This window comes from Aequorivita sinensis (genome assembly GCF_006346335.1).
In the GTDB taxonomy this organism is placed as follows: Bacteria; Bacteroidota; Bacteroidia; order Flavobacteriales; family Flavobacteriaceae; genus Aequorivita; species Aequorivita sinensis.
Genome location: NZ_VDMC01000002.1, coordinates 117,250 through 142,921 on the forward strand (window position 1 = coordinate 117,250; position 25,672 = coordinate 142,921).

The following is a 25,672-nucleotide window of genomic DNA, read 5'->3' on the forward strand; positions in this document are numbered from 1 at the left end:
TAACTATTTAAATAAAAAAGGCTGTTCATTTTGAACAGCCTTTTTTGTTGTTTAATCTTTACTTTCTAACATTAGTTATTAGAAAGTAATGCTAAGAATTTATCAAGGTTTGGTAAGATTACAATTCTTGTTCTTCTATTCTTTGCGCGACCTTCTTTAGTTTCGTTTTCGGTTAAAGGATGGAAACTACTACGACCAGCAGCAATTAGTTTTGCAGGATCTACACCGTAATTATCTTGTAATATACGAATTACAGCAGTAGAACGATCTACACTCAATTCCCAGTTGTCTTTAATATAAGCACCTGGCTTTACAGTTTGGCTGTCAGTATGACCTTCAACCATAACTTCTAACGCTGGTTCGCTGTTAATTACATTAGCCAAACGCTCTAATAGGGGATTAGCTTTTCTGTTAACACGTGCACTACCAGAACTGAATAATAGTTTATCAGAAATAGTAATCATTACTACTGTTTCATCAATATCAATTGTGATATCATCTTCTTCACCTTCACCAACTAATGAGTTGTCTAGGTTTTTCTTAAGATTGTGAGAAACAATAAGATTCATAGAATCTTTAAGTGTCTTAGCTTCGGCCAATTCTTGGGGATCTACATTGGCAAGAGCTTTTTTCATTTTTTCCTTATCATTTTCTGAAATCACAACACCTTCAAACTGCTGTAGGCGGTTGTTGTTACTGTCGGTTAATGATTGGATTTTAGAATTGTAGCTAGCAACACGCTCTTCAATTTTAGCGTATTTCGCTTCAATTTCTTCTTTTTCAAGTTGAGTTTTTGCTAAAGTAGAACGAGTATCATTGTATTGATTCTCCAGTTCTACATACTTTTTTTTCGATACGCAAGAGGTAGCAAATAATGCTCCCGCAAGCATGGTTAGTGCAATAGCTTTTTTCATTTTACTAATTTTTAATAGGTTTGTATGGGACAAATATATGTGCCAACACTACAAATAATTAGTTAATAAGTGCTATTGTTTTGTTAAAGAGGTATTAAAGGGTTTATAATACGTACCCTATAAGCCAGTAAAGTATAATAAATACTACAATTGTACCTATACAACCGCACTTACCTCCACCTATTTTTTTAGCACCCCAACCGGCAGCTAATATTCTAAGTAATTTTTTCATAACGTCTAATTTTTGGTTAATTTTTTATTCTTCTTTTTTGGTAGTCATTTGTAGTTTATTCTTTCCAAAATCCAATGTGCGAATAGGGAAAGGGATGTTTATTCCAGCTTCGTCAAAGTTTTTCTTAATCAGTTTAATCGCTTTGTGTTTTGCGGCTAATACTGGCTTCGGACTTTGGCTGTCTATCCAAAACCTAGTAATAAAGTTAATTGAACTATCTCCAAATTCATTAAAGAAGAATTCAACTTCTTCATGGCGGTTTTGTTCAAAGTTAGCAGAAATAATTTTAATTACTAAATCTTCTACTTCTTGTAAATCCTCTTCATAACCAACTCCGCATTCTACAGTGATTCGAGTTCTTTTGGTCCAGGAGTGATTAATAAAGCTGTTTTCCACAAACATTTTATTTGGAACAATTAAGTAATCATTATCTGTTTGTTTGAGCGTGACATTTCTTAAATCAATTTCTTCTACAAAACCACTGCGATCTTGAGTTTCTACAAAATCGCCTATCCTTACTTTGGGTTGAAACGACAGCATAAAACCTGATACAGTATTGCTTAAGGTTCCTTGTAAAGCAAAACCAATTGCCAACCCCATTACACCAGCACCAGCTAATATAGAGGTAAGCATTTTGTCAAGTTGTAAAACGCTTAATGCTATAAAAAATCCAATTAATAATACTACGGCGTAAAAAGATTTTGAGAGTACTTGTTTAATAGACTCGTCGCTTATTTTTCTAAAAAGAACATCGTGGGCAAATTTCCTAACGCCCTTCGCAATAAAATAAAATATAACCATTACAATAATGGCTACAGCCATATTGGGCAGTTTTAGAATAATCGCATCTAGCCATCCGTCAAGTTTATTCCATAAGTTTGAAACTGAATCGCTAACTGAAAAATTTTGTAGTGCCATATAGTTGTTTTATAGTAATGATGAAAGCATAAAAGTACCTAAAAGCCATAAAATAATGGATAAAACTCCTCCAATTAAAAAGAAATGTTTGAACTTATAGATACCCATACCGTAAATTAAAGTATTGGTTTGGTACCCCATAGGAGTGAAAAAACTGAAGTTGGCTCCAAATAAAACCGATAGTATAAAAGGCTTTAATGACAAATCTAATCCAACCCCTACAGCTATTGCTATAGGTGTCATAATTATTGCCGTAGCATTATTGCTAATTGCGCTACTCATTAACATGGTGATTAAAAAGATAAGGCCTATAACCACTAAATTCGACTGTCCACTTAAAACTGTAAGCAGTTGATCTGAAAGCCATTTGTCTGCACCTGTGTTGTTCATTGCGATACCGAGAGGAATCATTCCTGCAAGTAAAAAGATTACCTGCCAGTTTATACGATGATAAACATCGTTTAAATTTAAACAACGGGTTAATAGCATTAAACAAACACCGGTGATGGCACTAATTAAAATTGGTAAAATTCCACTGGCAGCTAAGCCAATTACTAGTAGTAAGATTACAAATGAAATATTTCTCTTTCGAATATTTACTGTTGGTTTGGCTTTATGTTCTTTTAAAACTGCAACATTCTCCAAATCGTAAAGTAGGCTCATTTCATTTTTTGGAATTTCAACCAAAAGTCTGTCACCAGGTTTTAAAGTGATTTGCTCGATATTCTTCCGGATTAATCTTTCCTTGGTGTTTCTAATATTCCTTCGCTTTTTTATTGCAATAGGAAGTGCACTATTAAAGGTTTGTTTTCTTAACTGTTTTAATGTTTTACCTATTAGTATAGAACCAGGCAGAATTAAAAGTTCTACAAAAGTCCATTCCTTCGAAATTTTACTTGTTTCTTTATCTTTTTCTTTGTCGGTTTGTTCGTCATCTCCTTTATCCTCTTCATCTTTATGAATACTTAAACCTTCAGCTTTTTTAAGTTCAGTAAGATTTTCTAAATCACACATTAAAACTAATCTATCACCTTCCTTTAAGGATATATATCTGCCAGGTGCATTAATGGTTTGTTTTCCTCTTCTTAGTTTTAATATTGAAATTTCTGGATTAGAATATAAAAAAGTGTCTTCTATAGTCTTGTCTATTAATTTAGATTCCTCGGTTATAGATACAGTTGTTACATAATCGTCCAATTCATATGCTTCTTGTAAACTTTCTTTAGAGTCGGAGGGAAGCCAGCGTGAACCTATAGTTATTACGATAATCCCTACAATTAAAAAAATAAATCCGAAAAAAGAGAATTCAAAAAAGCTAAAGCGCTCGGCGCCTAAATCCTTTGCAATAGCGTTTACTATAAGGTTTGTTGAAGTCCCCATAAGTGTACAGCTACCACCTAAAATACCTGCAAATGATATAGGTAGAAGTAACTTGGCCTTTGGAAGATTAAAGCGCTTAGCTAATTCTGAAATAATTTTAATAAATACAATTACTACTGCGGTTGTATTTATAAATGCAGATATCCCACCAGTAATAAGCATAAATACGGGGAGTAATAGAAAGAGTGGGAGTATGTGTAAATTTTTAAGAAAACGCGCTAGAGTTGCAATTACGCCGTTGTCTTCAAGGGCTAAAGCGATAATCATTAAGGAGAGCACTGTAATAGTTGCGGGGTTAGAAAAGCCCGAAATTGCCTCTTCTGGTTGTACTAATCCGGTAAGTGCTAATGTGGCTATTACCAACATCGCAATTTTATCTACTGAAAAAACTTCAAAGGCAAAAAGGATAATGGTAATTAACAGAATAGAAAAAACGAGTATTATTTCTGTTGTCATAAGACTTTTGTTATCGTTATAAAGATAACCTCAGAAACAATACTCGTTCTTTAGAAAATGTTAAAAATATTAGAGAACCAATATTTTTAAAGATTTTTTAGCCTAAATACTTTTTCAAGATGTGGCTTTTAGAAGTCTGACGCAAACGACGAATCGCTTTTTCACGAATTTGACGTACACGCTCACGACTTAAATCGAAAGTATCACCAATTTCTTGAAGTGTCATAGGTGGTTGCCCACAAAGACCAAAATTTAATTTAACAACATCCGCTTCACGTGGAGCTAAAGTGTCTAATGCGCGATTAATTTCAATACGAAGTGATTCGTGCATTAAATCTTTGTCAGGATTAGGACTTTCTCCAGAACTCAATACATCATAAAGGTTGTTGTCATTCTCTCCTTCCTGAAATGGTGCATCCATCGATAAGCTTCGCGTTGAGTTTTTCAAAGAACTCTTTACTTTACTTTCACTAAAGTCTAATTCTTTTGCAATTTCAGCCGCAGTAGGTACTCTTTCAAACTTTTGCTCTAGGTGAATAGAGGCTTTTTTAATTTTATTGATATCACCAATCTTGTTAAGTGGAAGTCTTACAACTCGCGACTGCTCCGCAATTGCTTGTAGAATTGCTTGTCTAATCCACCAAACGGCATACGAGATAAATTTGAAACCTCTCGTTTCATCAAATCTTTTAGCAGCTTTCACCAAACCAACGTTTCCTTCGTTAATAAGATCTGGAAGACTTAAACCTTGGTTTTGATACTGTTTTGCCACAGAAATAACAAATCGTAAATTCGCACGACTCAATTTATTTAGTGCGGCTTGATCACCTTCACGAATTCGTTGTGCCAACTCAACCTCCTCTTCAGCGGTTATTAAATCTATCTTACTAACATCCTGTAAATAACTGTTTAAAGATTTGGTTTCTCTGTTGGTAACCTGCTTCGTGATCTTAAGTTGTCTCATATATTCTCCTGTTTTTAATAATAACACGGCATAGTAAGACATTTTTGGGGATTTTCCAAATAGTTAACATAAGTTGTTAAAATTTGATGGTGTGATTTTTAATGTTTATCTTAATAAAAATTATGAATATGAAAGATATCTTAATCCCTATAACTGCCTTGTTGTTTACCTCAATTGCTTGGGCACAAAAGCCCACAGAGGTCCCAAAACCAAGTGATTACCCAATAGACTTATCTAATACAGCCGACTTGATAATATATATAATTATTCCAATCGTGTTTGTGGTATTAATTCTTTGGTGGAGAAAAAGGCAAAAACATAATAAATAAAATTTTACAATTTATTTCTTGTTTATCAAATAGCACACTAAATTTGGTGTAGTTGTTGTTATAGGCTAAGAAATTTTATATGCTATGTTAAAGAAAGTCTTATTTATTGGTTTAATTCTGTTTCACGGGGTTTTGTTTGCACAAATTGAATTCCCGAATAACAACAATGTTCTTTTTGAATCGTCGCAATCAACAATAGACAATCCAACAGGTTTTGAAATACCGGCTGTAAAAACACCTTCACTTACTAAAAATAATAAGTCTAATACTTTTAGTAATTCTGATTTAGGAAAAGAAAAAGAAAAGCAAATCGATATGCAAAATGGGGATGGGCTGATAGACTATACAGGTACAAACAAAGCCCCGAAGTATTTTACTAAAGATAAGGAAGCTAAACCAGAATACGGGAAGGATCAGTATTTAGGTGATTTTAAAACAACAGCAAAAAAAGCTACTATTATGTATCGCGATCACGAGTTTGTGGACGGAGATATGATAAGAGTATGGGTTAACGGACAAATTGAAATTGCTCACGTTAGATTGGAAGGAAGCTTTAGAGGCTTTGATCTTCCGCTTGAGGACGGATTTAATAAAATTGATTTCGAAGCTTTAAATCAGGGTTCTTCAGGCCCGAATACGGCACAAGTTAATGTTTACGATGAAATTGGAAACCTATTAGCTTCTTACGAATGGAATTTGCTTACCGGAAATAAAGCCACTACAATTATTGTGAAGCAATAATTTTTATTGAATAGTTGCCAAACATCCATTTTTAAAAGAAATATTACCGATTAAAGCGAATTTATTCATCATTGTATTTTAACTTTACAAGAGAAATACTATCAGATATGAAAAAAGTAATAATTACAGTTGATTATAACCCTAATTCTGAAAAAGTTGTAAATAAGGGTTACGAGCTAGCAAAAATGATGAATGCTGAAGTTTGTTTGCTTCATGTTCTTTCTGAAATGCGTTATTATGGAATGGAATATCAACCATTTATGGGATATGAAGGATATGCTTTTCCTGTAGATTACAACATTCAAGAAGAATTTGTAAAAGTTGCTGAAGATTATCTTCAACAAGCAAAGAGACATATAGGAGGCGAAAATGTTTCAACAAAACTGGTAGAAGGAGATACCGCAAATGAGATTTTAAAATATTCCAACGAATGGGGTGCAGATTTAATTGTTATGGGAACTCATAGCCACGGTACTTTAGAAAGAATCTTTCTCGGGACAGTGGCATCTAGTGTACTTGAAAAAACTAAAGTTCCAGTTTATCTTGTTCCTACCGGAGAAAAGTAGGAGGGAAGTGAATGCATTTAAAAGAGAAGGGTTTTTAATTAATGCATATTGGATACCATATTTCTTATGCAATCTGGTTTTGTAGCATTTAAATAAAGTTATCTTTGAAAAAATTCAATCTTGATTTATGGCATTAACAAATAACGATATAATGAAAAAATTGCGCGTAGCGCATAAACTTAGAGATGAAGATATCGTAAAAATCTGTGCATTAGTAGACTTCAAAGTAAGTAAAAGCGAACTTGGTGCAATATTTAGAAATGAGAACCACGAAAAGTATATGGAATGCGGCGATCAGTTTCTTCGTAATTTTTTAAATGGCTTAGTAATTCATTTACGTGGACCAATGCCTGAAAAGAAAAAACGACAAGCAAAACCTAGGGGTCAATCTAAGCCAAATCCTTAGAATATTTTTTTTAAATCTTTTCTTTCGTTAGGGATTTAGGTGTCAAAACACTGTAATTCTTTAACATACAATTAACCGTGAATGATTTCATAAATCGTTGTGTCTGAGTATTAATAAAATTATATTTGCAACGTCTTATACCCGCATCGGTTGATGACTATTTTTAAGATAAAAACGATTGAATTTTCACAACATATAATGAACACAGTAAAAAAATCTGAAACTAACAAACTAAAGAGGGTGCACCTGTATTACAAATACACAGGTTTCTATTCTTTTGTAGGGCAAAGTCTTAAAAAAGCTTTTATTCCAATAGTTTTAATTATTGCTGCATTATTTGCCGTAGATAGGTACTTAGTAGATTTTAGTGACCTTTTTACTTATGTTACTGAAACCTACGCGCCGATAAATATTTTGTTGGTCTTCTTGGCTTCAGAATCTTTACTTGGACTTGTGCCACCAGAAATTTTTATTGCTTGGAGTGATAAAATGCCTCAGCCAATACTTTATTTAACTTTATTAGCTGCATTATCATACATAGGAGGTATTATTTCATATTTTATTGGTAGATGGATTTTTACTCTTCCTAGAGTTTATGAATATATGGAAGGTAAAATGAAGAAGCACTTAAAGCAGATTCGCACATGGGGAGGCTTCCTTATAGTTGTTGGTGCTTTATTGCCTATACCGTATTCTATGACTAGTATGGCTGCAGGAATGATTCATTATAGCTTTAGAAACTATCTGCTGTTTGGATTACTTCGTTTTGTAAGATTTTATCTTTACGCTTTAGCTATTTTCAATTTGCTTTAATAAAAAACGAACTTTTATCATTCCTACCATTTCTGAAGTTTGGATTTGATTTAGATCTTTTTCCATAAAAGTTGTGTCCTTAGTTATTCCGAATCTTTTTCTGATTGAACCTTCTTTTGGTTTTAATTAAGCTAAATCTTAAGTCGTCATAAAATAAACTCAGTATTAGGATAATAGCTCCAATTATTAAATTGTTTGTCTTAAACCCTAAAGTTGAATAACAAAAGCCACCAAGTAAACCTCCCATAAAGAAAAACGAAATTATTACCATTCTAAGTTTTATATTCGATTTTACTTTTTGAATGTTAGGGTGCATTTTTGGAAAAAAAAGATGAGCCAATTCAATACCCAAATCGGTGAAAAGTCCTGTAAGGTGCGTTGTACGAACAATTTCGTTTGAAATTTTAGTCACAAAAGCATTTTGCATACCCATTGAAAACAGTAATAAACAAGCTATAGTATTTGGATATTGTATTTCGGTAGATTGAGCCAGGATAGCTGTTGTAACAAGAATTAGCGCTTCTGCTAACGTAGGTAACACAAAAACATTTATATTTTTAGTTTCTCTAAATTTTAAAATTAGAATACTAGAACAAAAAGATCCTAGAAGAAACGAAAGGATAAACAGCAAATAAATAGTTCCCTTCCAAAATTTTAAATTTTCTAATTCATATATAAATTGGGCAAAATGTCCAGTTACATTAGTAGTAAGCTCTTGAATGGCAAGAAACCCAGTAACGTTTACAATTCCAGCAACAAATGATAAAACAGTTGCAATTTGTAGGTTGTGCTTTAAAGTTCTGCTTTTGCCTTGATGCCTAAACATTATATTTTATTTTAAACTTTATAGTAAGCATTATAGGAATTATGTGAACAATTATGAATAAAACAAATTTAACGTTTTTGTTGACATTGAAACTTTGAAACCATACTCAATTTATGACCATTTCATTTTTTGTAATCGTATCGCATTTAAAATGGCTAGAAAAGCTACACCCACATCGGCAAAAACAGCTTCCCACATTGTAGCTATACCTCCTGCACCTAGAATTAAAACAATTAATTTTACACCAAATGCCAAAGCTATATTCTGCCAAACAATATGTCGAGTTGAACGACCTATTTTAATGGCTTGAGCAATTTTGGAAGGTTGGTCTGTTTGAATAATTACATCGGCAGTTTCTATAGCAACATCACTACCTAAGCCTCCCATCGCAATTCCAACATCACTTGTTGCGATAACAGGTGCGTCATTTATACCATCACCAACAAATGCAACTTTTGTGCCCGGGATCTTTTTTAATCTTTCAACCTCATCCAATTTATCTTCTGGTAACAACCCACCTTTAGCTTGATTTAATTTTAACTCTAGACCAACTCTGTCAGTAATTGAAGCTTTATCACCCGAAAGCATAATGATATTCTCAATTCCAACTTTTCTCAGGTTTATAATAGCTTCTTGAGCGTCATCTTTTAATTGATCTGCAACTATTACATATCCCGCAAATACATTATCTATTGCAATCATAACAATAGATTCTACAATAGATTCAGTTTCTTGAGGAACTTCAATATTATTCGAATTCAGTAAGGATTTATTTCCAGCAAGTATAGTTTTACCATTAACATTCCCCTTTAATCCCTTTCCAGCTATTTCAGTAACATTATTTGCTTGATATATGTTTTTATCATGCTCGTACTCCGTAATAGCTCTTGCTATGGGATGCGTTGACTGAGTTTCAATTGCAAGAAGATATTGCATCAATTCTTCCTCAGAATAGGTAAATGCCTTAATTGCACTGATTTTAAAAACTCCTTTAGTCAGGGTGCCTGTCTTATCCATAACTACAGTGTTTATCTTGGTAATCGCATCAAGAAATGAAGCTCCTTTAAATAATATCCCATTTCGAGAAGCAGCTCCTAGTCCTCCAAAATACCCTAAAGGAATAGATATTACCAAGGCGCAGGGGCATGAAATTACTAGAAATATTAAAGCTCTATATAACCAATCTTGAAACACATAGTCATCTACAAAAAAATAGGGTAGAAGCGTAACGCCTATAGCTAAAAAAACAACTATAGGAGTATAGATTCTGGCGAATTTTCTAATGAAAAGTTCAGTTTTAGATTTACGTGAAGTGGCATTTTGAACTAAATCTAAAATTCTAGATATTGAACTGTCGTTAAATAGTTTTGTGGATTCAATTTCGATAACGCCTTCAAGGTTAATACTTCCTGCATAAACTTTATCTCCTTTTCTAATTGCATCAGGTTTGCTTTCACCGGTTAGTGCTGCCGTATTTAATGAAGCCTTTTGAGAAACTAATTTACCATCTACGGGGATTTTTTCTCCCACGCGAATTTGAACTTTTTCACCTATTTCAACCTCTTCAGGGTTTACTGAGACATATTTGCCATTTCGATTTACTAAAGCTTCATTTGGGCGCACATCCAAAAGAGCTTTTATATTTCCTCTTGCTTTTTCAACTGCCGAATGCTGGAATAACTCTCCAACTGTATAAAATAGCATTACAGCAACACCTTCTTCGTAATGGCCAATGGCAAAAGCTCCGATGGTAGCAATGGTCATTAAAAAGAATTCTGTAAAAAAATCTCCTTTCATAATGTTGTCCCAACCTTGTTTCATTACTGGGAAACCCACTGGGATATAAGCTATTCCGTACCATACTAATCGAACCCAATTTTTAAAGAAAGCGGTGCCATAGTAATCCATTACAATACCTGAAATAAGAATTATAAAACTTATTATGGCAGGTAAATATATTTTGAAATTACTTTGGTGATTATCGGTATTGACATTATGGTTGTGACTGCAGCATCCTTCTTCACTTTTTAACTTATTATGAGCTAATTCCTTTTTCTTCATTGCATATATTTATTTCCAATTTTGAAATAAAAATTCATTTCGGCTATTTTTTAAGCCTAACAAATTCTATTACAAATAGCTTGGTATTTAAAGTGGCAATTTAGAAATATAGATAGTGCAACAGAAGTGCATTATTCAGGACACTTTTCGCATCTACCTTTTATCACGAGGTTGGCATCCTCAGCAGTATAGCCATCAGGAAGATTGATATGCGGGATTTTTCTATCGGTTAAGCAAACGGTTTCATCGCAAATATTGCAATAAAAGTGGAGGTGAAGATCAGTTTCTATTTGGCAATTACAACCTTGTTCGCATAAGGCATACTTTGTTGTGCCAGTGCCATCATCTATTTGATGAACAACACCTTTTTCTTCAAAAGTTTTAATTGTTCGATATAGCGTTGTTCTATCAGACTTATCAAAATAATTTTCCAAATCTGTTAAACTTTTAGCAGCTTCATTTTCTAAAAGAAAATTATAAACCAAAATACGCATAGCTGTTGGTCTAACGTTACTTTTTTGAAGTAATGATTCAATTTTTGCCGTTTTCATTTTAAAAAAAATCTTATAGTTTCTTGGCTGTTAAAAACTTATAAAAATAAGGTATTTGTTTGGTCTTTTAAGTTAATATGAGCTAAAAGTTATAACTTATAAATTGGTATTTTTGAAGTAGGTGAAATAACTATTTGCATAAAACAAACTTTCGGATGAACGAATTCAATTTTAAATCTTATTTGATTAACGCTGCAGCTATTTCTGAAGAACAAGCAACAGAATTATATGATAAACTTCAAAAGAAAAAGTATGAAAAAGGCTCTATTCTTTTGAATAAAGGTGCTATTTGTAGTAACTCGTTTTTTGTGGAAAAAGGTTTGCTTCGCTCGTATAGACTAGGAGACGACGGGAAGGAACACATTATTCAATTTGCACCTGAGAATTGGTTTATAGTTGATAGAAGTAGTGTTTATTTCAATGATCCTTCCGATAGTTTTATTGAAGCTGTTGAAGACACAGAAGTTGTATTATTGGAAGAAAATTTTTTTGCTAACGCTAATAAAATTAGTCCAGTGTTCGGTCAGTTTAATGATAAATTGTTGCACAATCATATCCGTCAAATGCAGAAACGGATTAATCTTTTATTAGGAGCAACTGCCGAAAGAAGATATCTGAGTTTTATTGAAATGTATCCAGATTTATTACTTCGTGTTCCACAATGGATGATTGCTTCATATTTGGGTATTACACCAGAAAGTTTGAGTAGAGTTCGTAAAGATTTAGCAAAAAGAAATTTTAAACCCAGCAAATAGCAGCAGTCAAGATCTTAGTTCGCAACATTCCATTTACTTCAAAAGTTTTTACAATTTCAAAACGATAAGAAGTTGGTTCAGTTCATTATACTAGATGTAATTTAAACTTATTGTTACTTATGTAAATACGATTATTGGTTTATAATTTTCCTATTTTTGATACCTACCAAATACAGCATTGGAAAAGAAAAAAGAAAAGAATAAAAAAAATAAGAAATACAGAGTTTTAAGAATTATAGGAAGAGTTTTCTTAGTTCTAATTCTACTGTTTATTCTTCTAGTACTATTTATCAGGAGTCCTTGGGGACAAGATATTATAGTACAGCGTGCTGTTAAATATGTATCCGATAAAACCCGTACCAAAGTTGAGATTGAAAAGCTTTTTATTACTTTCGATGGTAATATTATGCTTAAAGGCGTTTATCTAGAGGATAAAAAAGGAGATACATTAATCTATTCAAAATCTTTAGAAGCAGACGTACCGCTTCTTCCTATTATTCGCGGTAATGGTATAGGGGTGGAATATCTTGAATGGGAAGGGCTTCGCGCAAATATTATCCGGAATGATTCAATTAAAGGCTATAATTTTCAGTTCCTCGTAGATGCTTTTGCTTCGTCTGATACTACCGCAGTTAAAAATGAAACTGCTTCGGAACCTTTAAATATAATTTTAGGGAATATCAGTTTTAAAGATTTTAATGTAGTGTTTAATGACAGTGTATTGGGTATAAATAGCCAATTCAAAATAGGAGCATTAAGCCTAAAAATGAAAAAAACCGATTTAGAAAATATGGATTTTCGTGCTTCGGATGCTACGATTTCTAATGCTCATATTAAATATATTCAATCACCTGTTCCTCCAACACCACCATCAGATTCTCCTTTACCTTATATAGCTTTGGAGGAGTTTTCTCTGAAAAATGTTTTTGTAGATTATCAATCCTATGCCGATAGGATTGCTGCTAACCTAGAATTATCTGATCTGTTGTTAGAATTAGAAAAAGCAGATTTAAGTAATAATGAGATTGTTATTGGAGAATTCAATTTGAATAATTCAATTATTGATATTAACACCGAAACAGAAGTTAACGAGATTACTCAAAAGGCAGAAGAAATAAAGGAAGAAGTAAAAGCTGATATTCAAAAATTTGAGTGGCCCAATTTTAAATTTGCAGTAAATAGCATTGATTTAAAAGGTAATAACATCAGTTATTTTGTTGGTAACCATAAAGTGAAAAAAGATCATTTTAATTCCAATGCAATTGCGTTGCAAGACTTTAATTTAAAGGCAAATGATGTTTTTTTAAAGGATAAAAAGGCAGGTTTACAACTTAAATCTTTAACCTTTCAAGAAGGTTCAGGTTTTAATCTAAATGAATTAGCCTTAGATTTAGATATTACTGATACTGAATTAAACCTTGATAATCTAGGATTAGCGCTAAACAACAACAGGCTAAAGGGAAATGTACACCTAGACTATGTTTCTTTAGCAGATTTAATCGAGGTTCCAGACAAAACTAAAGTAGCTTTAAACTTCCCTGCATTTCAAGTAGACTTAAGAGAAGTATTTAAATTTCAACCAGAACTTCGTAAGAGTGAATATTTACGGACTTTAAGTAAAAAGTATATTTCAGGAAATGTACAAGCTTCAGGCTATTTATCTGCAATAACCTTCCCAAATATGAATGTTAATTGGGGGAATTCTACTCGAATTTCTGCTAATGGATTAATTGAGAATGTTATAAATCCAGATAATTTGAAATTTAATATTCCTCATTTTGCTTCAAATACTACGCGTACAGATTTAATTCAATTTGTAAGTGAAAAAGATTTAGGAGTAAGTCTACCAGAAAATATTTCACTTAATGGTAGTGCTAAAGGAAATTTAAAAGATGTTTACGCCAAAGCTAACCTAACCACTACACAAGGAGTTTTAGCTATAGATGGCCACTTTAAAAACGACTCGCAAATTTCTTTTGATGCCGATGTAGATATAAAAGAGTATAAACTAAATGAGCTTTTACAAAACGATCAATTAGGAACTCTTAGTTTAAACATAAAAACTAGTGGTACAGGTAATGATATAAACACTCTTGACGCAAAATTGGAAGCTGTTATATCTAGTTTTCAGTTTAATAATTATGCTATAAAAGATTTAGCTATAAATGGTAATATTAAAGATGGAAAGGGGAATGTGGTTTCAGCTTATAAAGATGAAAATATCAACTTAGATTTTAATGCTAACGTAATTTTAGATTCTATAGCAACAAATGCTAATGCGCATCTAAAAATTATTGGTGCAAATTTGAAGTCCCTTGGGTTAATGGATCGAGATGTTAGGACAGCTTTTACCTTAGACGCCGATTTTGATATCACTAAAGATGGTCTCGATGTTATTTCAACAATTGGAGATGGAGTAGTGGTATATGATAATAAAACGTACATATTGGGCGATGTATTGGCTACTGCTCACACTAGAAGCGATACTACTTCTGTATGGATTAATAATAAAATTGTTCAACTTAGTTTAGAGAGTAATACAAATCCAGAGTTATTTAGCAAAGCCATCAAGCGACATGTTTCCAGTTATTTTTCTAGAGACATTACCTTGTCTGATACCATAAGCAATCCTATAAAGCTTAATGCTAAAGGGCGAATAGTAGAAGCCCCTGTATTAAATGAAGTATTTTTAGTGAATGTTAAAAAACTAGATACAATTAAACTATCGGTTGACTTTGACGAAGCAGCACGAAAATTAAAAGCAGATATTCAAGCACCACATATTGTTTATGGAAGCAACGAGTTGGATAGTCTTTCATTCACAATGGATACAGATAAAGATAAATTTGTTTTTGACCTGGGCTTTAAAAATATAAAGGGTGGCCCCTTAGATATTCCTAAGACAAAAATTACAGGAAACCAGCAAGATAATGAGATGAATCTAAGCTTCAAGTCGGTATATAAAGACAGTACGCTTATTAATATTCAATCTCAAATTACAGGTACTTCAGAGCAGCTTAGATTTCATATAGTTCCTGAAGATTTAATACTCGATAGAAGTAAGTGGCTTACTCCTAAAGACAATGAGATTCTTATTAGAAAAGATAATTTAGAATTCAACAATTTCAAATTTTCTAAGGGCGATGAGATGGTCGAACTATCAAATAAACTGCCAAATGTGCCTGAAAATCACGCAGCAATTACATTTAATAACTTCAAACTAAGTGAGATTCTAAATTACTTAAATCCATCGGATGAAATTGCTAAAGGAAATTTAAACGGTAGTCTAATAACTATTAACCCATTTGGGGATATGGGGCTTTTGGCAGACCTTACCGTGGATAATTTAAATTTCTTAGATGTTGATTTAGGAACGATGACCATTGACGCCAAGTCGAAAGGTGAAAATAGTTACGATTTTAATCTAGCTTTAAAAGAAGGCGACGTCGATTTAGATTTAACGGGAGATTATATAGCAAATCAAAAAGATGCACAGATAGATTTAGATTTAGATATAAATGAGTTTAAAATGAAAGCGCTCGAAGGGTTTTCTTTAGGTGAAATTAAAAATGGTAAAGGAGGATTTTCAGGAAAGTTCAATGTAACCGGGAGTATAGCGGAGCCCAATTACAAAGGGAAGTTAATTTTTCATAATGCAGATTTTACTATAACAAAGTTAAATGCACCGTTTACACTTAATAATGAAACTTTGTCTATTAATAACGATGGGTTCTTTATGGATGGTTTTACTGTGCGTGATGAAAATCAGAATCAATTGGTTTTATCTGGAGAGGTTGGCACGAAAAACTTTATCAATCCAACGTTTAATTTGAAGATTAACGCAAAAGATTTTCAAGTATTAAACGCAACAAAGGATGATAATGGCTTTTTATATGGAAAGGCATCATTTAACGCAGATGCAACCCTAACGGGAGATATGCTAGTTCCAAAACTAGACGCCAATATAATTGTAAATGATGCAACTGACATTACTTATATATTGCCTTCGTCATCGGTGTCTATTGAAGAACGAGATGGAGTTGTAGTATTTGTAAATCGTGAAAATCGAGATGCAATATTAACGCAAACTGCAGAAAAAACAGCAACATTAACAGGGCTTGATGTTAGGGCATTTTTAACAATTGGGAAAGAAGCTAAAGTCAAAATCATAATAGATCAGGAAACTGGGGATAACTTTGAAGTTTACGGTGCTGGGGAATTCGATTTTACAATGAATCCTACAGGAAGAATGAATTTAAGTGGCGTTTATAATGTGGCAGGTGGTCATTATGAAATGAACTTATACAATTTAGTAAACAGAAGATTTGAACTTGCTCCTGAAAGTAGAGTAAGTTGGTCTGGAGATCCTTTCGATGCCAAACTAGACATCAAGGCTGTATACAATTTGAAAGCCTCTGCGTCGGCATTAATGGCGCCTATAAGTTCTGGAGCTGATCCTTCGGTGAAAAATAGGTATAAACAAGTATTACCATTTAGCGTATATTTAAATATTGACGGAGAATTAACTAAACCAATAATCGCGTTCGACCTTGATATGCCAGAGGATGAGCAGGGGGCAATAGGAGGACAAGTGTATGGAAGATTACAACAAGTAAATAGTCAAGAAGACGAATTAAATCGGCAAGTTTTTTCATTGCTAGTTCTCAATAGATTTTATCCAGAACCAGGAAGTGATGGTAGTGCTGGAGGTTTTGCCACTGTGGCAAGAGATAATTTAAACGACGCTATTTCAGATCAATTAAATAACTTTTCAAATAATTTATTAGGCGGATCTGGAATTCAATTGGATTTTGGACTAAACAGTTATACCGATTACCAAGGTGAAACCGCACAAGAGCGTACACAATTAGATATTGCTGCGCAGAAAAAACTCTTTAACGATAGATTAATAGTACGTGTAGGTAGTGAAGTTGACATACAAGGAAGCGGTTCAAATGAAGAAGAAGCCCCAATTATTGGCGATGTAAGTTTAGAATATTTAATCACCGAAAACGGCAGGTATAGATTAAAAGGATTTAGAAAAAATCAATTTGAAAATGTAGTTGATGGACAAACTATTGTAAGTGGAATTGCTTTAATTTTCACACAAGAGTTTAATAAGTTTGATGAATTGTGGCAAGCTATTTTAAATGGTGAAACCAAAAAGGAAAAGGCTGAAAAAGAAGCATTGGAAAAGGAAAAGGAAAGAATAGAAAAAGAAGAGGAAGAAATTAAAAAGAATATTGAAAATGAAGGGGAAGATGATAAAAACACTAATGATTCAAAAACTAAGGAATAAGTAAAACTGTAATACTTAAACTTAAGCCTCCTAATAGGTTGCTAAGCAAAGTTGGACTATGTATATCAAATTTAAAATAGTATTCATTTTAACATCGGCATTGCTCGTGCTTCAATCGTGTGCAGTAAAAAAGTACATACCTGAAGATGAAATGCTTTATACCGGTGCAACTGTGGAAATTAAATCGGATTCTATTATAAAAAATGAATCTCAACTAAAATCTGTTTTAGAAGAAGCTTTATTGCCTAAGCCTAATAAAAAGTTTTTGGGAATGCGTGTTGGGCTTCATTATTACTACAAAATGCAGAAAGAGAATCCGGGATTTATAAACCGATTTTTTTATAAACGATTTGGAGAACAAAAACCTGTTTATAAAAGTGATGTAAAACCTTATGAAGTTGAGGAAATTCTACTCAATCGTATGGAAAACAGAGGTTTTTTCTATAGTGAGATTACTTCGGAGTTTAAAGATAATGAGGAAAACAAAGAAGCTTCAGTAAAATACACAGTTAAAGCTCCAAAGGCATACACTATTGCTAGTTATCAATTAGATAGTATGCCACATCCTATTTATCCTGAAGTTAAAAAAAGTGTAGCCAAAACAAAGCTTTCCAAAGGAATGCGCTTCGACTTAGCTAATATGAAGATGGAACGTGAACGTATAGATAGAGAATTAAAACAAAATGGATATTATAACTTTAATTCAAGTTTTCTAATATTTGAAGCCGACACTAATCAGTATGACAAAAAACGATTTGATTTATTTCTCGGATTAAAAAAAGATGTTCCTAAAAAGTCTATTATTCCCTATAAAATTTCTAAAATTAATGTTTACGCTAACTATCACGTAGAAGACTCTATTGATAATGAGGTGGAGCGTTTCAATGAAAAAAATTATATAAACAGTTCAAGTTTCTTTAAATCAAAATACCTCGATCCTTTTATTACTTTGGAAGAAGGGCAATATTACAGTCCAGAAAACTCAAGAAATTCAGCAAGAAGACTTTCAACAATTGGAGCGTATAAGTTTGTAAATATTCAATATAAAGAACGAGATACTGTACATAATGACAGCTTGGGAATTTTGGAAGCCAATATATTTTTATCACCCTTAAACAAAAGAGCTCTACGTGTTGAATTGCAAGCAGTATCAAAATCCAATAATTTTTCTGGACCTGGAATAGCATTAACTTACAGTAACAGAAACCTTTTTAGTGGTGGGGAAACATTAAACACTACTGCTAGTTTTGGGTATGAAATGCAAGTAGGAGGTGGGAGCAGTAGTGGTAAAACAAGTGTAGATTTAGGTTTAAAGTCTGAATTGATTTTCCCAAGAGTGATTTTTCCAATTAAAATAGATAGCGACTTTTTTAAATACGATATACCTAAAACAAAGACAAGCATTAGTCTTGATTATTTAAGAAGAACACAACTTTATACTCTATTATCGGGTAGCGCACAATTTGGATACCTTTGGCAAGCAAATAGGTATGTAACTCACGAAATAATACCTATTTCATTAAACTACACAAAACCTTCAAATACTACTGAGGAGTTTCAAAACATTTTAGACGCAAACCCTTATCTAAAACGCAGTTTTGAAAAGCAATTTATTGCAGGCTTGAACTATTCATTTACTTACAACGGAATGGTAAATGCAACTAAAAAACATCAATTTTTTATTAATTCTACCTTAGATGTTGCGGGTAATACCATGAGTTTGTTTGCCAAAGAAATGGATAATGGTAAAAAAGGAATTTTAAATTTAGAATATGCTCAGTATGCAAAAGTTGATGCAGATTTTAGATATCATTTAAACTTCGGAAAAGAACAACTTATAGCTGCTAGATTATTCGGTGGATACGGGTATGCTTATGGGAATTCCGATATAATGCCTTATGTAAAGCAATACTACTCTGGTGGACCTTATAGTGTTCGAGCGTTTAGAATTAGATCTTTAGGACCAGGAACATATTCTGATGAGGGTAATTCTCAAACTAATTATTTCGATCAAACAGGAAACATTCGCATTGAAGCAAATATTGAGTATCGTTTTCCTATTATATCTTTCTTAAAAGGTGCTGTATTTGCAGATGCAGGAAATATATGGAACTCAGATCCTAATCCAGTTTACGAAGGAAAAGATAAATTTACCTCAAGTTTTATCAAAGAATTTGGAATGGGAGCAGGAGTAGGGCTTAGAGTTGATGTGCAAGGTTTTGTACTACGCTTTGATTTTGCCGCTCCTTTTCATGATCCATCAAAAAATAATGGATTCGATTTTAACGTAAAGGAAACTGTATTTAATTTCGGAATTGGATATCCTTTCTAGATTATAGCTTTTTTAAGTGAAAACAAAAACTTTTAGCATAAAGAATTAGGATTATTAATTAAATAGTCAGTCATTAATTATTTTAACACATTAATTATCCGTACCTTTGAAGCATTAGGGGGCAACTATAATTTAAAACCCCAGTAGGTATACCAATAACAATAATTTTTAATATATAATTCATTAAAAAGTCATCTGCCTACAGCGGATGGCTTTTTTTATTCTAAAAACACAAATGGCAAAATCGCAACAGACGTACAGTAAAAAAGAAAAAGAAAAAGCAAAACAGAAAAAGAAGGAGGAGAAACAAAAGAAAAAATTAGCTCGTAAAGCTGAAAAAACTCCAGGAATAGACTTTGTTTATGTAGACCATAACGGTAACTTAACTGATACGCCACCAGATCCTAGTATGAAGCCAGAAATTGAAGCAGAAGATATAATCCTTGGAATTCCACCAAAAGAAGAAGGGGATAGAGAAGCTTTTGACCCTGTAAGAAAGGGAAAGGTTTCTTTCTATGACTCATCGAAAGGATTCGGATTTATTATCGATAACGAAAACAACGAAAAGTACTTTACTCACGTAAGTGGAATTATTGACGAAATAACCGAAAATGATAACGTATCATTCGAGCTTGAAAAAGGTCAAAGAGGAATGAATGCTGTAAAGGTTACTAAAATTTAAAGCATTAAACTTCTTTCAAACAAAAAATCCCGCTTTTAGCGGGATTTTTCAATTATAGTCTAGTTAATTATTAACTAGTTAAGTCTTCAGCTTTATTTTTTAGCTGGTTGGTTTCACGTTGTGCAGCATTTTTAAGTTGATCGTACTTTTCAGAAATTGTATCTTCAACTTCGCCAGCTTTTTCTTTAATTCTTCTACCTGTATCAGTAGCTTTGTCTTTAAGTCTTTGCTTTTCTTCTGGAGTCATTTTGTTATACTTCCATAATGCAAATGCACCGGCAGCTGCACCTAAAACTGCTAATAATCCTTTTCCTTTATTGTTCATATCTTTTTATTTTTTTGTTTATGTGAAGATACGAGATTGGCGCACTATAACAATGTGATATTGTTGACTTTAATATAAATTTAATACTTAGCTTAAAATACTTTTAAAGTATTCCCAAATTTTTAAATTAAAAAGGTTTTTGAAGATTTACACTATGGTTTTTTGGGATTAAATACAGTTGAATTCTTTAAAAGAGAAACGTAAAAATTTAAGATAAGCATAATTACATTTTACAATGTTTCTCTAGCTATATTTGTTAAAAATTAAAAATATGTCTCGAAAGGAGTCTGAGAATGATATCTCAGTTGAAGAAAATAGTTTTTCTAGTGAATTTTCTGATAAAGAAAATAAAGCAATTAATCCTGATGAAATTGCCAAGTGTATTGCTATACTCGAATATTTGAATAACAATACCGATGAGATTTTTGAAATTCCAAAGGAACAACGTACTGCTTTAATAAAAGCTTCTGGGCAACTTTCAAGACCTAATCGAGATGAATTTTCACGTAGAAAGAAAGATGCCAAAAAAGCTCAGAAGCGTAAACTTGCAAATAAAGATAGAACTGCACGGAAAGAAACAGGCATACGAAGTGCTAGAGAGAATGTAGTATTTGTAGCGCCCAAACTTATACAAACCTCTGATTTGTCTTCAAAAGAAACCTTAGAGCTTGAAACGCCTCGTAATTGTTACGTATGTAAAACTCTTTTTACAAAAATGCACCACTTCTATGATACAATGTGTACCGAGTGTGGGGACTTTAATTATGCCAAAAGGTTTCAAACAGCCGATTTAACAGGGCAAATAGCAGTTTTAACAGGCTCAAGACTTAAAATCGGGTATCATATTGCATTGATGTTACTTAGGGCAGGAGCCACTGTTGTTGCAACTACTAGATTCCCCGCAGACTCTGCTTATCGTTTTGGTCAAGAAGAAGATTTTCACCAATGGTCTGACCGTTTAAAAATTCACGGGTTAGATCTTCGCCATATTCCTAGTGTTGAAATTTTCTGTAATTATATCGAGCAGAAATATGATAAACTCGATATATTAATAAATAATGCAGCGCAAACTGTACGTAGGCCAGCTGGATTTTATAAGCACTTGATGCCTAAGGAAGAAATGCCATTTGAAGACCACCCTCAATTTGTAAAAGATTTACTTCAAGACCACTACCATTGTTTAACCGAGTTAAAATCACTTACTGACGATATTGGCAAAGACCCGAATAAAAATTTACCTGTTACTTGGCACGGTTCAGAACCAGGAATTGGAATTAGAGCCTCGGCTAAACTTTCACAAATACCATATAGTTTTGATAATTCATTAAGCGCAAATGAAGTTTTCCCTGAAGGAAAATTAGATGCAGATTTGCAACAAGTAGATTTAAGGAAGACTAATAGCTGGCGATTAAGGTTAGGTGAAATTGAAACTACTGAAATGATTGAAGTGCAATTAGTAAACTCCATAGCTCCTTTTGTTCTTTGTAATCGTTTGGGTGAAATTATGAAGAAAGAAAATACTGGTAAAAAACACATTATCAACGTTTCAGCTATGGAAGGAAAGTTTCATCGCTTTTTTAAGGAAGACCGACATCCACATACAAATATGGCAAAAGCCGCACTTAATATGTTAACCCATACTGCAGCCGGAAGTCTTGCTAAGGAAGGAATTTATATAAACGCTGTTGATACGGGATGGGTAACAGATGAAGACCCTGTAGAGCTTGCAAAGCGAAAAATTGAACTACACGACTTTCAGCCTCCATTAGATATTGTAGATGGTGCAGCAAGAGTTATGGATCCATTGTTTGACGGGATTAACACTGGAAAACATTGGAGTGGGAAATTTTTAAAGGATTATAGACCAATAGACTGGTAAAGGATTAGTTCTATTTATCAACGGCGTGTCCCATGAGTTTATCGGGAACCTTTTTAAATCGAGAGGTTTTCAATACAATTAAATTTTAAAGTTTTAAAACTATGAGTAACGAACAACCAAATAATCCTTTACACGGAGTTAAGCTAGCCGATATTTTAGAATATCTAGTAGAATTTTATGGATGGGAGACCTTAGGTGAAAAAATTAAAATCAACTCCTTTAATAGTAACCCTTCCATTAAATCTAGCTTAAAATTTCTACGTAGAACTCCGTGGGCTAGAGAAAAAGTGGAGAATCTATACTTAAAAACAAAAAAGAACTCATAAATTATTTCTGTAAATTATATATCTTCTCAATTCGCTTTTTAGATTGAACTAAGACTTCAAAAGTAATATCGATGTAAAGATTTTTACTAGGTAATTCAAAATCATAGATGGTATAATTTCTAAGAAGACAGAAACCTATTACTTTATTCAATGAAGAATCTAATATTTATTACTTGTATTATTTTTTCGCTATCTCTTTCAGGACAAAATATTTCTAATGATGATGTGGTAGGAGTTTACAAGGAAAGGAGTAACGACCCTGTAGGTGGGGCAACTTTTATTTTTCTTCCAGATCACACTTATGTTATTGCATATTTCGGTGGTTTTCAAAAGGGAGTTTGGGAATTTAATGGAGAGAAGGTTACGCTTGTTAAAAGTACAGAACCTCAATTTGCTCTGTATGGCAGAAAATTGAAAAGTTTAAAAAATCAGACTCAAATAAATTTTTCAGTTGAAGCAGGTAATGCCGTGGTAGTAGGGCTAGATTCAAATGCAAAAAATAAACTGAAACCCGTATTTAACAATGAAGCAAATTGTTTTAATTATCCCTATATCTTTAAACAAGAAAAGAAAATACACCAACTTCAGGCTGCTCAAGTTTTAATGAAAAATGCAAATTCCTTTTCTAAAAACAATCTTTTTGCACACGTTTTTCACTTTATAATCCCCACTGATTATAATGACCTTATTTTAATAAACCTACCATCAGATTATACAGAGAAAGGTACTTTTCACGCTATATTTAACAATGGAATGTTATTTATAGGTTCTGACTCCAAAGGCATGGAGAAAAGACCTTTACATACTTTAAACGAAGAGGATTTGGCTATGATAAACTATTTCGTCAAAAAAACTTTAGTTCCAAATGAACTTACAATGTATAGTGAGTTTTTTCCATATTTTGAAAATCCTAGTTCAGAATTACTAGCACCTTATTATAAAATTAAGGTTTTCGACAGCTCCAAGGCAGACATCACTATAGAAAGTGAACCATTTTTTCACGCTAGCTGTGAAGATGATTGAAAATCACGTTTTAAGTTTTATTAAATTTTTAAAAGAAAGGAATTAAACTAGTTTCATAGTATGCATTCCAGACAATTAACTTTGCATTAATAAAATTTAAAAATGACATTCCTTATCTTTAACAAAAACGCAAAATTATGGCCAAAAAAGTAGCAGATTTATTAGTTGAGAACTTAGTTAATGCAGGTGTTAAACGTTTATACGCAGTTACTGGTGATAGTTTAAACCCCATTAATGATGCAATAAGAAGAGATGGAAGAATAGAGTGGATACATGTTCGTCATGAGGAAGCAGGTGCTTACGCAGCCTCAATGGATGCTGAGCTTGACGGTATTGGGTGTTGCATGGGAAGTAGCGGACCAGGACACGTGCATTTAGTAAATGGATTGTATGACGCCAATCGCTCTGGAAATCCGGTTATTGCCATTGCCACAACTATTAATACCGACAGAACAGGTTTGGAAAATTTTCAAGAAACCAATGTTGTCAAGCTTTTTGACGACTGTAGTAAATATTGTGTAATGGCTAATACTCCACAACAAGCGGCAAATGCCTTTCAAGCTGCAATTCAACATGCTGTACAACATAGGGGAGTGGCTGTAGTTGGTTTACCTGGTGATGTTTCTGAGGCAGAAGTAGATCATATAACTGTTGCTAATAAGAATTTTTATACCAATCCTATTATTATTCCAGGAATTGAAGAGATGGAAAAATTGGCGGAAGTTATTAATTCACATAAAAACGTAATGCTGTTCTGTGGATATGGTTGTAAAGAGGCTCAAGAAGAAGCTATGCAGCTAGCAGAAAAACTTAAAGCACCAATGGGATACAGCTTTAGAGGAAAAATATTTTTTGATAAAGTTTCAAATCCATACGCTGTCGGTTTAAATGGTCTCTTAGGAAGCAAATCTGGATTTAAAGCAATGCATGAAGCCGATTTGTTAATCCTGTTAGGTACGGATTTTCCATATACCGATTTTTTGCCTGAAGAAAATACAATCATTCAAATAGATGATAAACCCGAACGAATTGGTAGACGTGCTAAAGTTGATTATGGATTCGCTGGTAAAATAAAGGATACATTAGAGGTATTGCTTCCTATGCTAGATGAAAATACCGATGATGAGTTTTTAAAAGAAATGCAAAAATTACATGATGAGCAGGAAGAAAAATACGCTTCTTATGTAGAGGCGAAGTCTAAAGAAAAGAATATTCATCCAGAGTTTGTTGCAGCCGTAATTGATGAAATAGCAGCAGATGATGCAATTTTTACTGTAGATACGGGTATGTCTGCAGTTTGGGCTGCTAGATATATTAAAGGACAGCGTAATAGATACCTCACAGGTTCGTTTAATCATGGTTCTATGGCAAATGCAATGCCCATGGCTATTGGCGCGGGCCTTTCTAGACCCGACCGCCAAATTATCGCATTATGTGGGGACGGAGGTATAAGCATGCTGTTGGGAGATTTAATGACAATTAGTCAATATGAGATTCCTGTAAAAATTATAATTTTTAACAACCGCACTCTAGGAATGGTAAAATTAGAAATGCAAGTAGCTGGATATCCACAATGGCAAACAGATATGAAAAACCCAGACTTTGCTAAAGTTGCGGAAGCTATGGATATAAAAGCATGGAATGTTGAAGAATGTGAAAATGTTAAGGGAGCACTATTAGAAGCATTCGCACACAATGGTCCAGCTCTCGTTAATATATTTACAGATCCAGACGCGTTGGCCATGCCTCCAAAAGTGGAATTTAGTCAGATGAAAGGTTTTGCAACCACCATGGGGAAATTAATGTTAAACGGACAAGCCGCTGATGCTATTGATACGGCAAAATCTAATATGAAATACTTAAAAGAGTTATTTTAAAAAATATTAAATTTAAA

Annotated in this window: 22 protein-coding genes; 13 read left to right on the forward strand and 9 right to left on the reverse strand. The window is 33.1% G+C overall.

Features of this window, described 5'->3' with window-relative positions; all coding sequences use genetic code 11:
* Positions 1-71: 71 nt before the first annotated feature.
* From FHP04_RS03555 to FHP04_RS03570, 5 genes are all read right to left on the reverse strand, one after another.
* A complete protein-coding gene (locus tag FHP04_RS03555) occupies positions 72-914 on the reverse strand; it encodes an OmpA/MotB family protein (protein ID WP_139854601.1) in 843 nt (280 codons plus the stop codon).
* Positions 915-1,017: 103 nt separating this feature from the next.
* Positions 1,018-1,146: a hypothetical protein gene (locus FHP04_RS14770; protein WP_260402625.1), complete on the reverse strand. Its 129-nt coding sequence runs from the start codon at positions 1,144-1,146 to the stop codon at positions 1,018-1,020.
* Positions 1,147-1,170: 24 nt separating this feature from the next.
* Positions 1,171-2,064, reverse strand: a complete 894-nt coding sequence (locus tag FHP04_RS03560; protein WP_139854602.1) for a mechanosensitive ion channel family protein — start codon at positions 2,062-2,064, stop codon at positions 1,171-1,173.
* Positions 2,065-2,073: 9 nt separating this feature from the next.
* Positions 2,074-3,900 carry an SLC13 family permease gene (locus FHP04_RS03565; protein ID WP_139854604.1) on the reverse strand — a complete coding sequence of 609 codons (1,827 nt, stop codon included), beginning with the start codon at positions 3,898-3,900 and terminating at the stop codon, positions 2,074-2,076.
* Positions 3,901-3,997: 97 nt separating this feature from the next.
* On the reverse strand, positions 3,998-4,864 hold the full coding sequence (locus tag FHP04_RS03570; RefSeq protein WP_139854606.1) for a sigma-70 family RNA polymerase sigma factor: 867 nt from the start codon (positions 4,862-4,864) through the stop codon (positions 3,998-4,000).
* A 128-nt stretch (positions 4,865-4,992) separates the two neighbouring features.
* Here FHP04_RS03570 and FHP04_RS03575 point away from each other — a divergent pair, with 128 nt between their 5' ends.
* The 5 genes from FHP04_RS03575 (at position 4,993) to FHP04_RS03595 (ending at position 7,719) form a co-directional block, all read left to right on the forward strand.
* Positions 4,993-5,193, forward strand: coding sequence for an adenylosuccinate synthetase (locus FHP04_RS03575; RefSeq protein ID WP_139854608.1), 201 nt, complete (start codon positions 4,993-4,995; stop codon positions 5,191-5,193).
* 84 nt (positions 5,194-5,277) lie between these two features.
* Entirely contained in the window at positions 5,278-5,934 is a 657-nt protein-coding gene (locus FHP04_RS03580) for a hypothetical protein (protein WP_139854610.1), read from the forward strand.
* Positions 5,935-6,041: 107 nt separating this feature from the next.
* Positions 6,042-6,500 carry a universal stress protein gene (locus tag FHP04_RS03585; RefSeq protein ID WP_139854612.1) on the forward strand — a complete coding sequence of 153 codons (459 nt, stop codon included), beginning with the start codon at positions 6,042-6,044 and terminating at the stop codon, positions 6,498-6,500.
* Positions 6,501-6,627: 127 nt separating this feature from the next.
* Positions 6,628-6,906 carry a DUF1456 family protein gene (locus FHP04_RS03590; RefSeq protein ID WP_139854614.1) on the forward strand — a complete coding sequence of 93 codons (279 nt, stop codon included), beginning with the start codon at positions 6,628-6,630 and terminating at the stop codon, positions 6,904-6,906.
* A 198-nt stretch (positions 6,907-7,104) separates the two neighbouring features.
* Positions 7,105-7,719, forward strand: coding sequence for a YqaA family protein (locus FHP04_RS03595; protein WP_139854616.1), 615 nt, complete (start codon positions 7,105-7,107; stop codon positions 7,717-7,719).
* A 79-nt stretch (positions 7,720-7,798) separates the two neighbouring features.
* Here the strand turns inward: FHP04_RS03595 and FHP04_RS03600 are convergent, their stop codons facing one another.
* From FHP04_RS03600 to FHP04_RS03610, 3 genes are all read right to left on the reverse strand, one after another.
* The gene (locus FHP04_RS03600) at positions 7,799-8,545 is read right to left on the reverse strand and encodes a YoaK family protein (RefSeq protein ID WP_139854617.1); all 747 of its coding nucleotides are present in this window, start codon (positions 8,543-8,545) and stop codon (positions 7,799-7,801) included.
* Between the two features lie 111 nt (positions 8,546-8,656).
* Positions 8,657-10,606: a heavy metal translocating P-type ATPase gene (locus tag FHP04_RS03605; protein WP_139854619.1), complete on the reverse strand. Its 1,950-nt coding sequence runs from the start codon at positions 10,604-10,606 to the stop codon at positions 8,657-8,659.
* Between the two features lie 131 nt (positions 10,607-10,737).
* Positions 10,738-11,157, reverse strand: a complete 420-nt coding sequence (locus FHP04_RS03610) for a Fur family transcriptional regulator (protein WP_139854620.1) — start codon at positions 11,155-11,157, stop codon at positions 10,738-10,740.
* A gap of 155 nt (positions 11,158-11,312) precedes the next feature.
* On the opposite strand from FHP04_RS03610, the gene FHP04_RS03615 reads away from it, so the two are divergent.
* The 4 genes from FHP04_RS03615 to FHP04_RS03630 all read left to right on the forward strand — a co-directional run bounded on the left by FHP04_RS03615 (position 11,313) and on the right by FHP04_RS03630 (position 20,225).
* Positions 11,313-11,912, forward strand: coding sequence for a Crp/Fnr family transcriptional regulator (locus FHP04_RS03615; protein ID WP_139854622.1), 600 nt, complete (start codon positions 11,313-11,315; stop codon positions 11,910-11,912).
* Positions 11,913-12,090: 178 nt separating this feature from the next.
* The gene (locus FHP04_RS03620; RefSeq protein ID WP_139854624.1) at positions 12,091-17,211 is read left to right on the forward strand and encodes a translocation/assembly module TamB domain-containing protein; all 5,121 of its coding nucleotides are present in this window, start codon (positions 12,091-12,093) and stop codon (positions 17,209-17,211) included.
* A 58-nt stretch (positions 17,212-17,269) separates the two neighbouring features.
* Positions 17,270-19,543: a translocation and assembly module lipoprotein TamL gene (tamL, locus tag FHP04_RS03625; RefSeq protein ID WP_139854626.1), complete on the forward strand. Its 2,274-nt coding sequence runs from the start codon at positions 17,270-17,272 to the stop codon at positions 19,541-19,543.
* Between the two features lie 235 nt (positions 19,544-19,778).
* Entirely contained in the window at positions 19,779-20,225 is a 447-nt protein-coding gene (locus tag FHP04_RS03630) for a cold-shock protein (protein ID WP_139854627.1), read from the forward strand.
* Positions 20,226-20,295: 70 nt separating this feature from the next.
* Here the strand turns inward: FHP04_RS03630 and FHP04_RS03635 are convergent, their stop codons facing one another.
* Positions 20,296-20,550 (reverse strand): YtxH domain-containing protein, encoded by a 255-nt coding sequence (locus FHP04_RS03635; protein ID WP_139854629.1) that lies wholly within the window; start codon positions 20,548-20,550, stop codon positions 20,296-20,298.
* A gap of 271 nt (positions 20,551-20,821) precedes the next feature.
* Between FHP04_RS03635 and FHP04_RS03640 the strand changes: the two genes are divergently transcribed.
* From FHP04_RS03640 to FHP04_RS03655, 4 genes are all read left to right on the forward strand, one after another.
* Complete coding sequence (locus tag FHP04_RS03640) at positions 20,822-22,429, forward strand: SDR family NAD(P)-dependent oxidoreductase (protein WP_139854630.1); 1,608 nt, start codon at positions 20,822-20,824, stop codon at positions 22,427-22,429.
* A gap of 101 nt (positions 22,430-22,530) precedes the next feature.
* A complete protein-coding gene (locus tag FHP04_RS03645; protein ID WP_139854631.1) occupies positions 22,531-22,755 on the forward strand; it encodes a VF530 family protein in 225 nt (74 codons plus the stop codon).
* A 150-nt stretch (positions 22,756-22,905) separates the two neighbouring features.
* Positions 22,906-23,778, forward strand: a complete 873-nt coding sequence (locus FHP04_RS03650; protein WP_139854632.1) for a hypothetical protein — start codon at positions 22,906-22,908, stop codon at positions 23,776-23,778.
* Positions 23,779-23,915: 137 nt separating this feature from the next.
* Complete coding sequence (locus tag FHP04_RS03655) at positions 23,916-25,655, forward strand: thiamine pyrophosphate-dependent enzyme (protein WP_139854633.1); 1,740 nt, start codon at positions 23,916-23,918, stop codon at positions 25,653-25,655.
* The last annotated feature ends 17 nt before the right edge of the window (positions 25,656-25,672 follow it).

Excerpts from the sequence above, each read along its gene's own strand:
- FHP04_RS03590 (WP_139854614.1), top strand. The coding sequence starts at position 6,628 with ATGGCATTAACAAATAACGATATAATGAAAAAATTGCGCGTAGCGCAT.
- FHP04_RS03655 (WP_139854633.1), top strand. The coding sequence starts at position 23,916 with ATGGCCAAAAAAGTAGCAGATTTATTAGTTGAGAACTTAGTTAATGCA.
- FHP04_RS03570 (WP_139854606.1), bottom strand. The coding sequence starts at position 4,864 with ATGAGACAACTTAAGATCACGAAGCAGGTTACCAACAGAGAAACCAAA.
- FHP04_RS03575 (WP_139854608.1), top strand. The coding sequence starts at position 4,993 with ATGAAAGATATCTTAATCCCTATAACTGCCTTGTTGTTTACCTCAATT.
- tamL (WP_139854626.1), top strand. The coding sequence starts at position 17,270 with ATGTATATCAAATTTAAAATAGTATTCATTTTAACATCGGCATTGCTC.
- FHP04_RS03650 (WP_139854632.1), top strand. The coding sequence starts at position 22,906 with ATGAAGAATCTAATATTTATTACTTGTATTATTTTTTCGCTATCTCTT.
- FHP04_RS03580 (WP_139854610.1), top strand. The coding sequence starts at position 5,278 with ATGTTAAAGAAAGTCTTATTTATTGGTTTAATTCTGTTTCACGGGGTT.
- FHP04_RS03610 (WP_139854620.1), bottom strand. The coding sequence starts at position 11,157 with ATGAAAACGGCAAAAATTGAATCATTACTTCAAAAAAGTAACGTTAGA.
- FHP04_RS03560 (WP_139854602.1), bottom strand. The coding sequence starts at position 2,064 with ATGGCACTACAAAATTTTTCAGTTAGCGATTCAGTTTCAAACTTATGG.
- FHP04_RS14770 (WP_260402625.1), bottom strand. The coding sequence starts at position 1,146 with ATGAAAAAATTACTTAGAATATTAGCTGCCGGTTGGGGTGCTAAAAAA.
- FHP04_RS03600 (WP_139854617.1), bottom strand. The coding sequence starts at position 8,545 with ATGTTTAGGCATCAAGGCAAAAGCAGAACTTTAAAGCACAACCTACAA.
- FHP04_RS03630 (WP_139854627.1), top strand. The coding sequence starts at position 19,779 with ATGGCAAAATCGCAACAGACGTACAGTAAAAAAGAAAAAGAAAAAGCA.
- FHP04_RS03555 (WP_139854601.1), bottom strand. The coding sequence starts at position 914 with ATGAAAAAAGCTATTGCACTAACCATGCTTGCGGGAGCATTATTTGCT.
- FHP04_RS03635 (WP_139854629.1), bottom strand. The coding sequence starts at position 20,550 with ATGAACAATAAAGGAAAAGGATTATTAGCAGTTTTAGGTGCAGCTGCC.
- FHP04_RS03615 (WP_139854622.1), top strand. The coding sequence starts at position 11,313 with ATGAACGAATTCAATTTTAAATCTTATTTGATTAACGCTGCAGCTATT.
- FHP04_RS03640 (WP_139854630.1), top strand. The coding sequence starts at position 20,822 with ATGTCTCGAAAGGAGTCTGAGAATGATATCTCAGTTGAAGAAAATAGT.
- FHP04_RS03565 (WP_139854604.1), bottom strand. The coding sequence starts at position 3,900 with ATGACAACAGAAATAATACTCGTTTTTTCTATTCTGTTAATTACCATT.
- FHP04_RS03595 (WP_139854616.1), top strand. The coding sequence starts at position 7,105 with ATGAACACAGTAAAAAAATCTGAAACTAACAAACTAAAGAGGGTGCAC.
- FHP04_RS03645 (WP_139854631.1), top strand. The coding sequence starts at position 22,531 with ATGAGTAACGAACAACCAAATAATCCTTTACACGGAGTTAAGCTAGCC.
- FHP04_RS03585 (WP_139854612.1), top strand. The coding sequence starts at position 6,042 with ATGAAAAAAGTAATAATTACAGTTGATTATAACCCTAATTCTGAAAAA.
- FHP04_RS03605 (WP_139854619.1), bottom strand. The coding sequence starts at position 10,606 with ATGAAGAAAAAGGAATTAGCTCATAATAAGTTAAAAAGTGAAGAAGGA.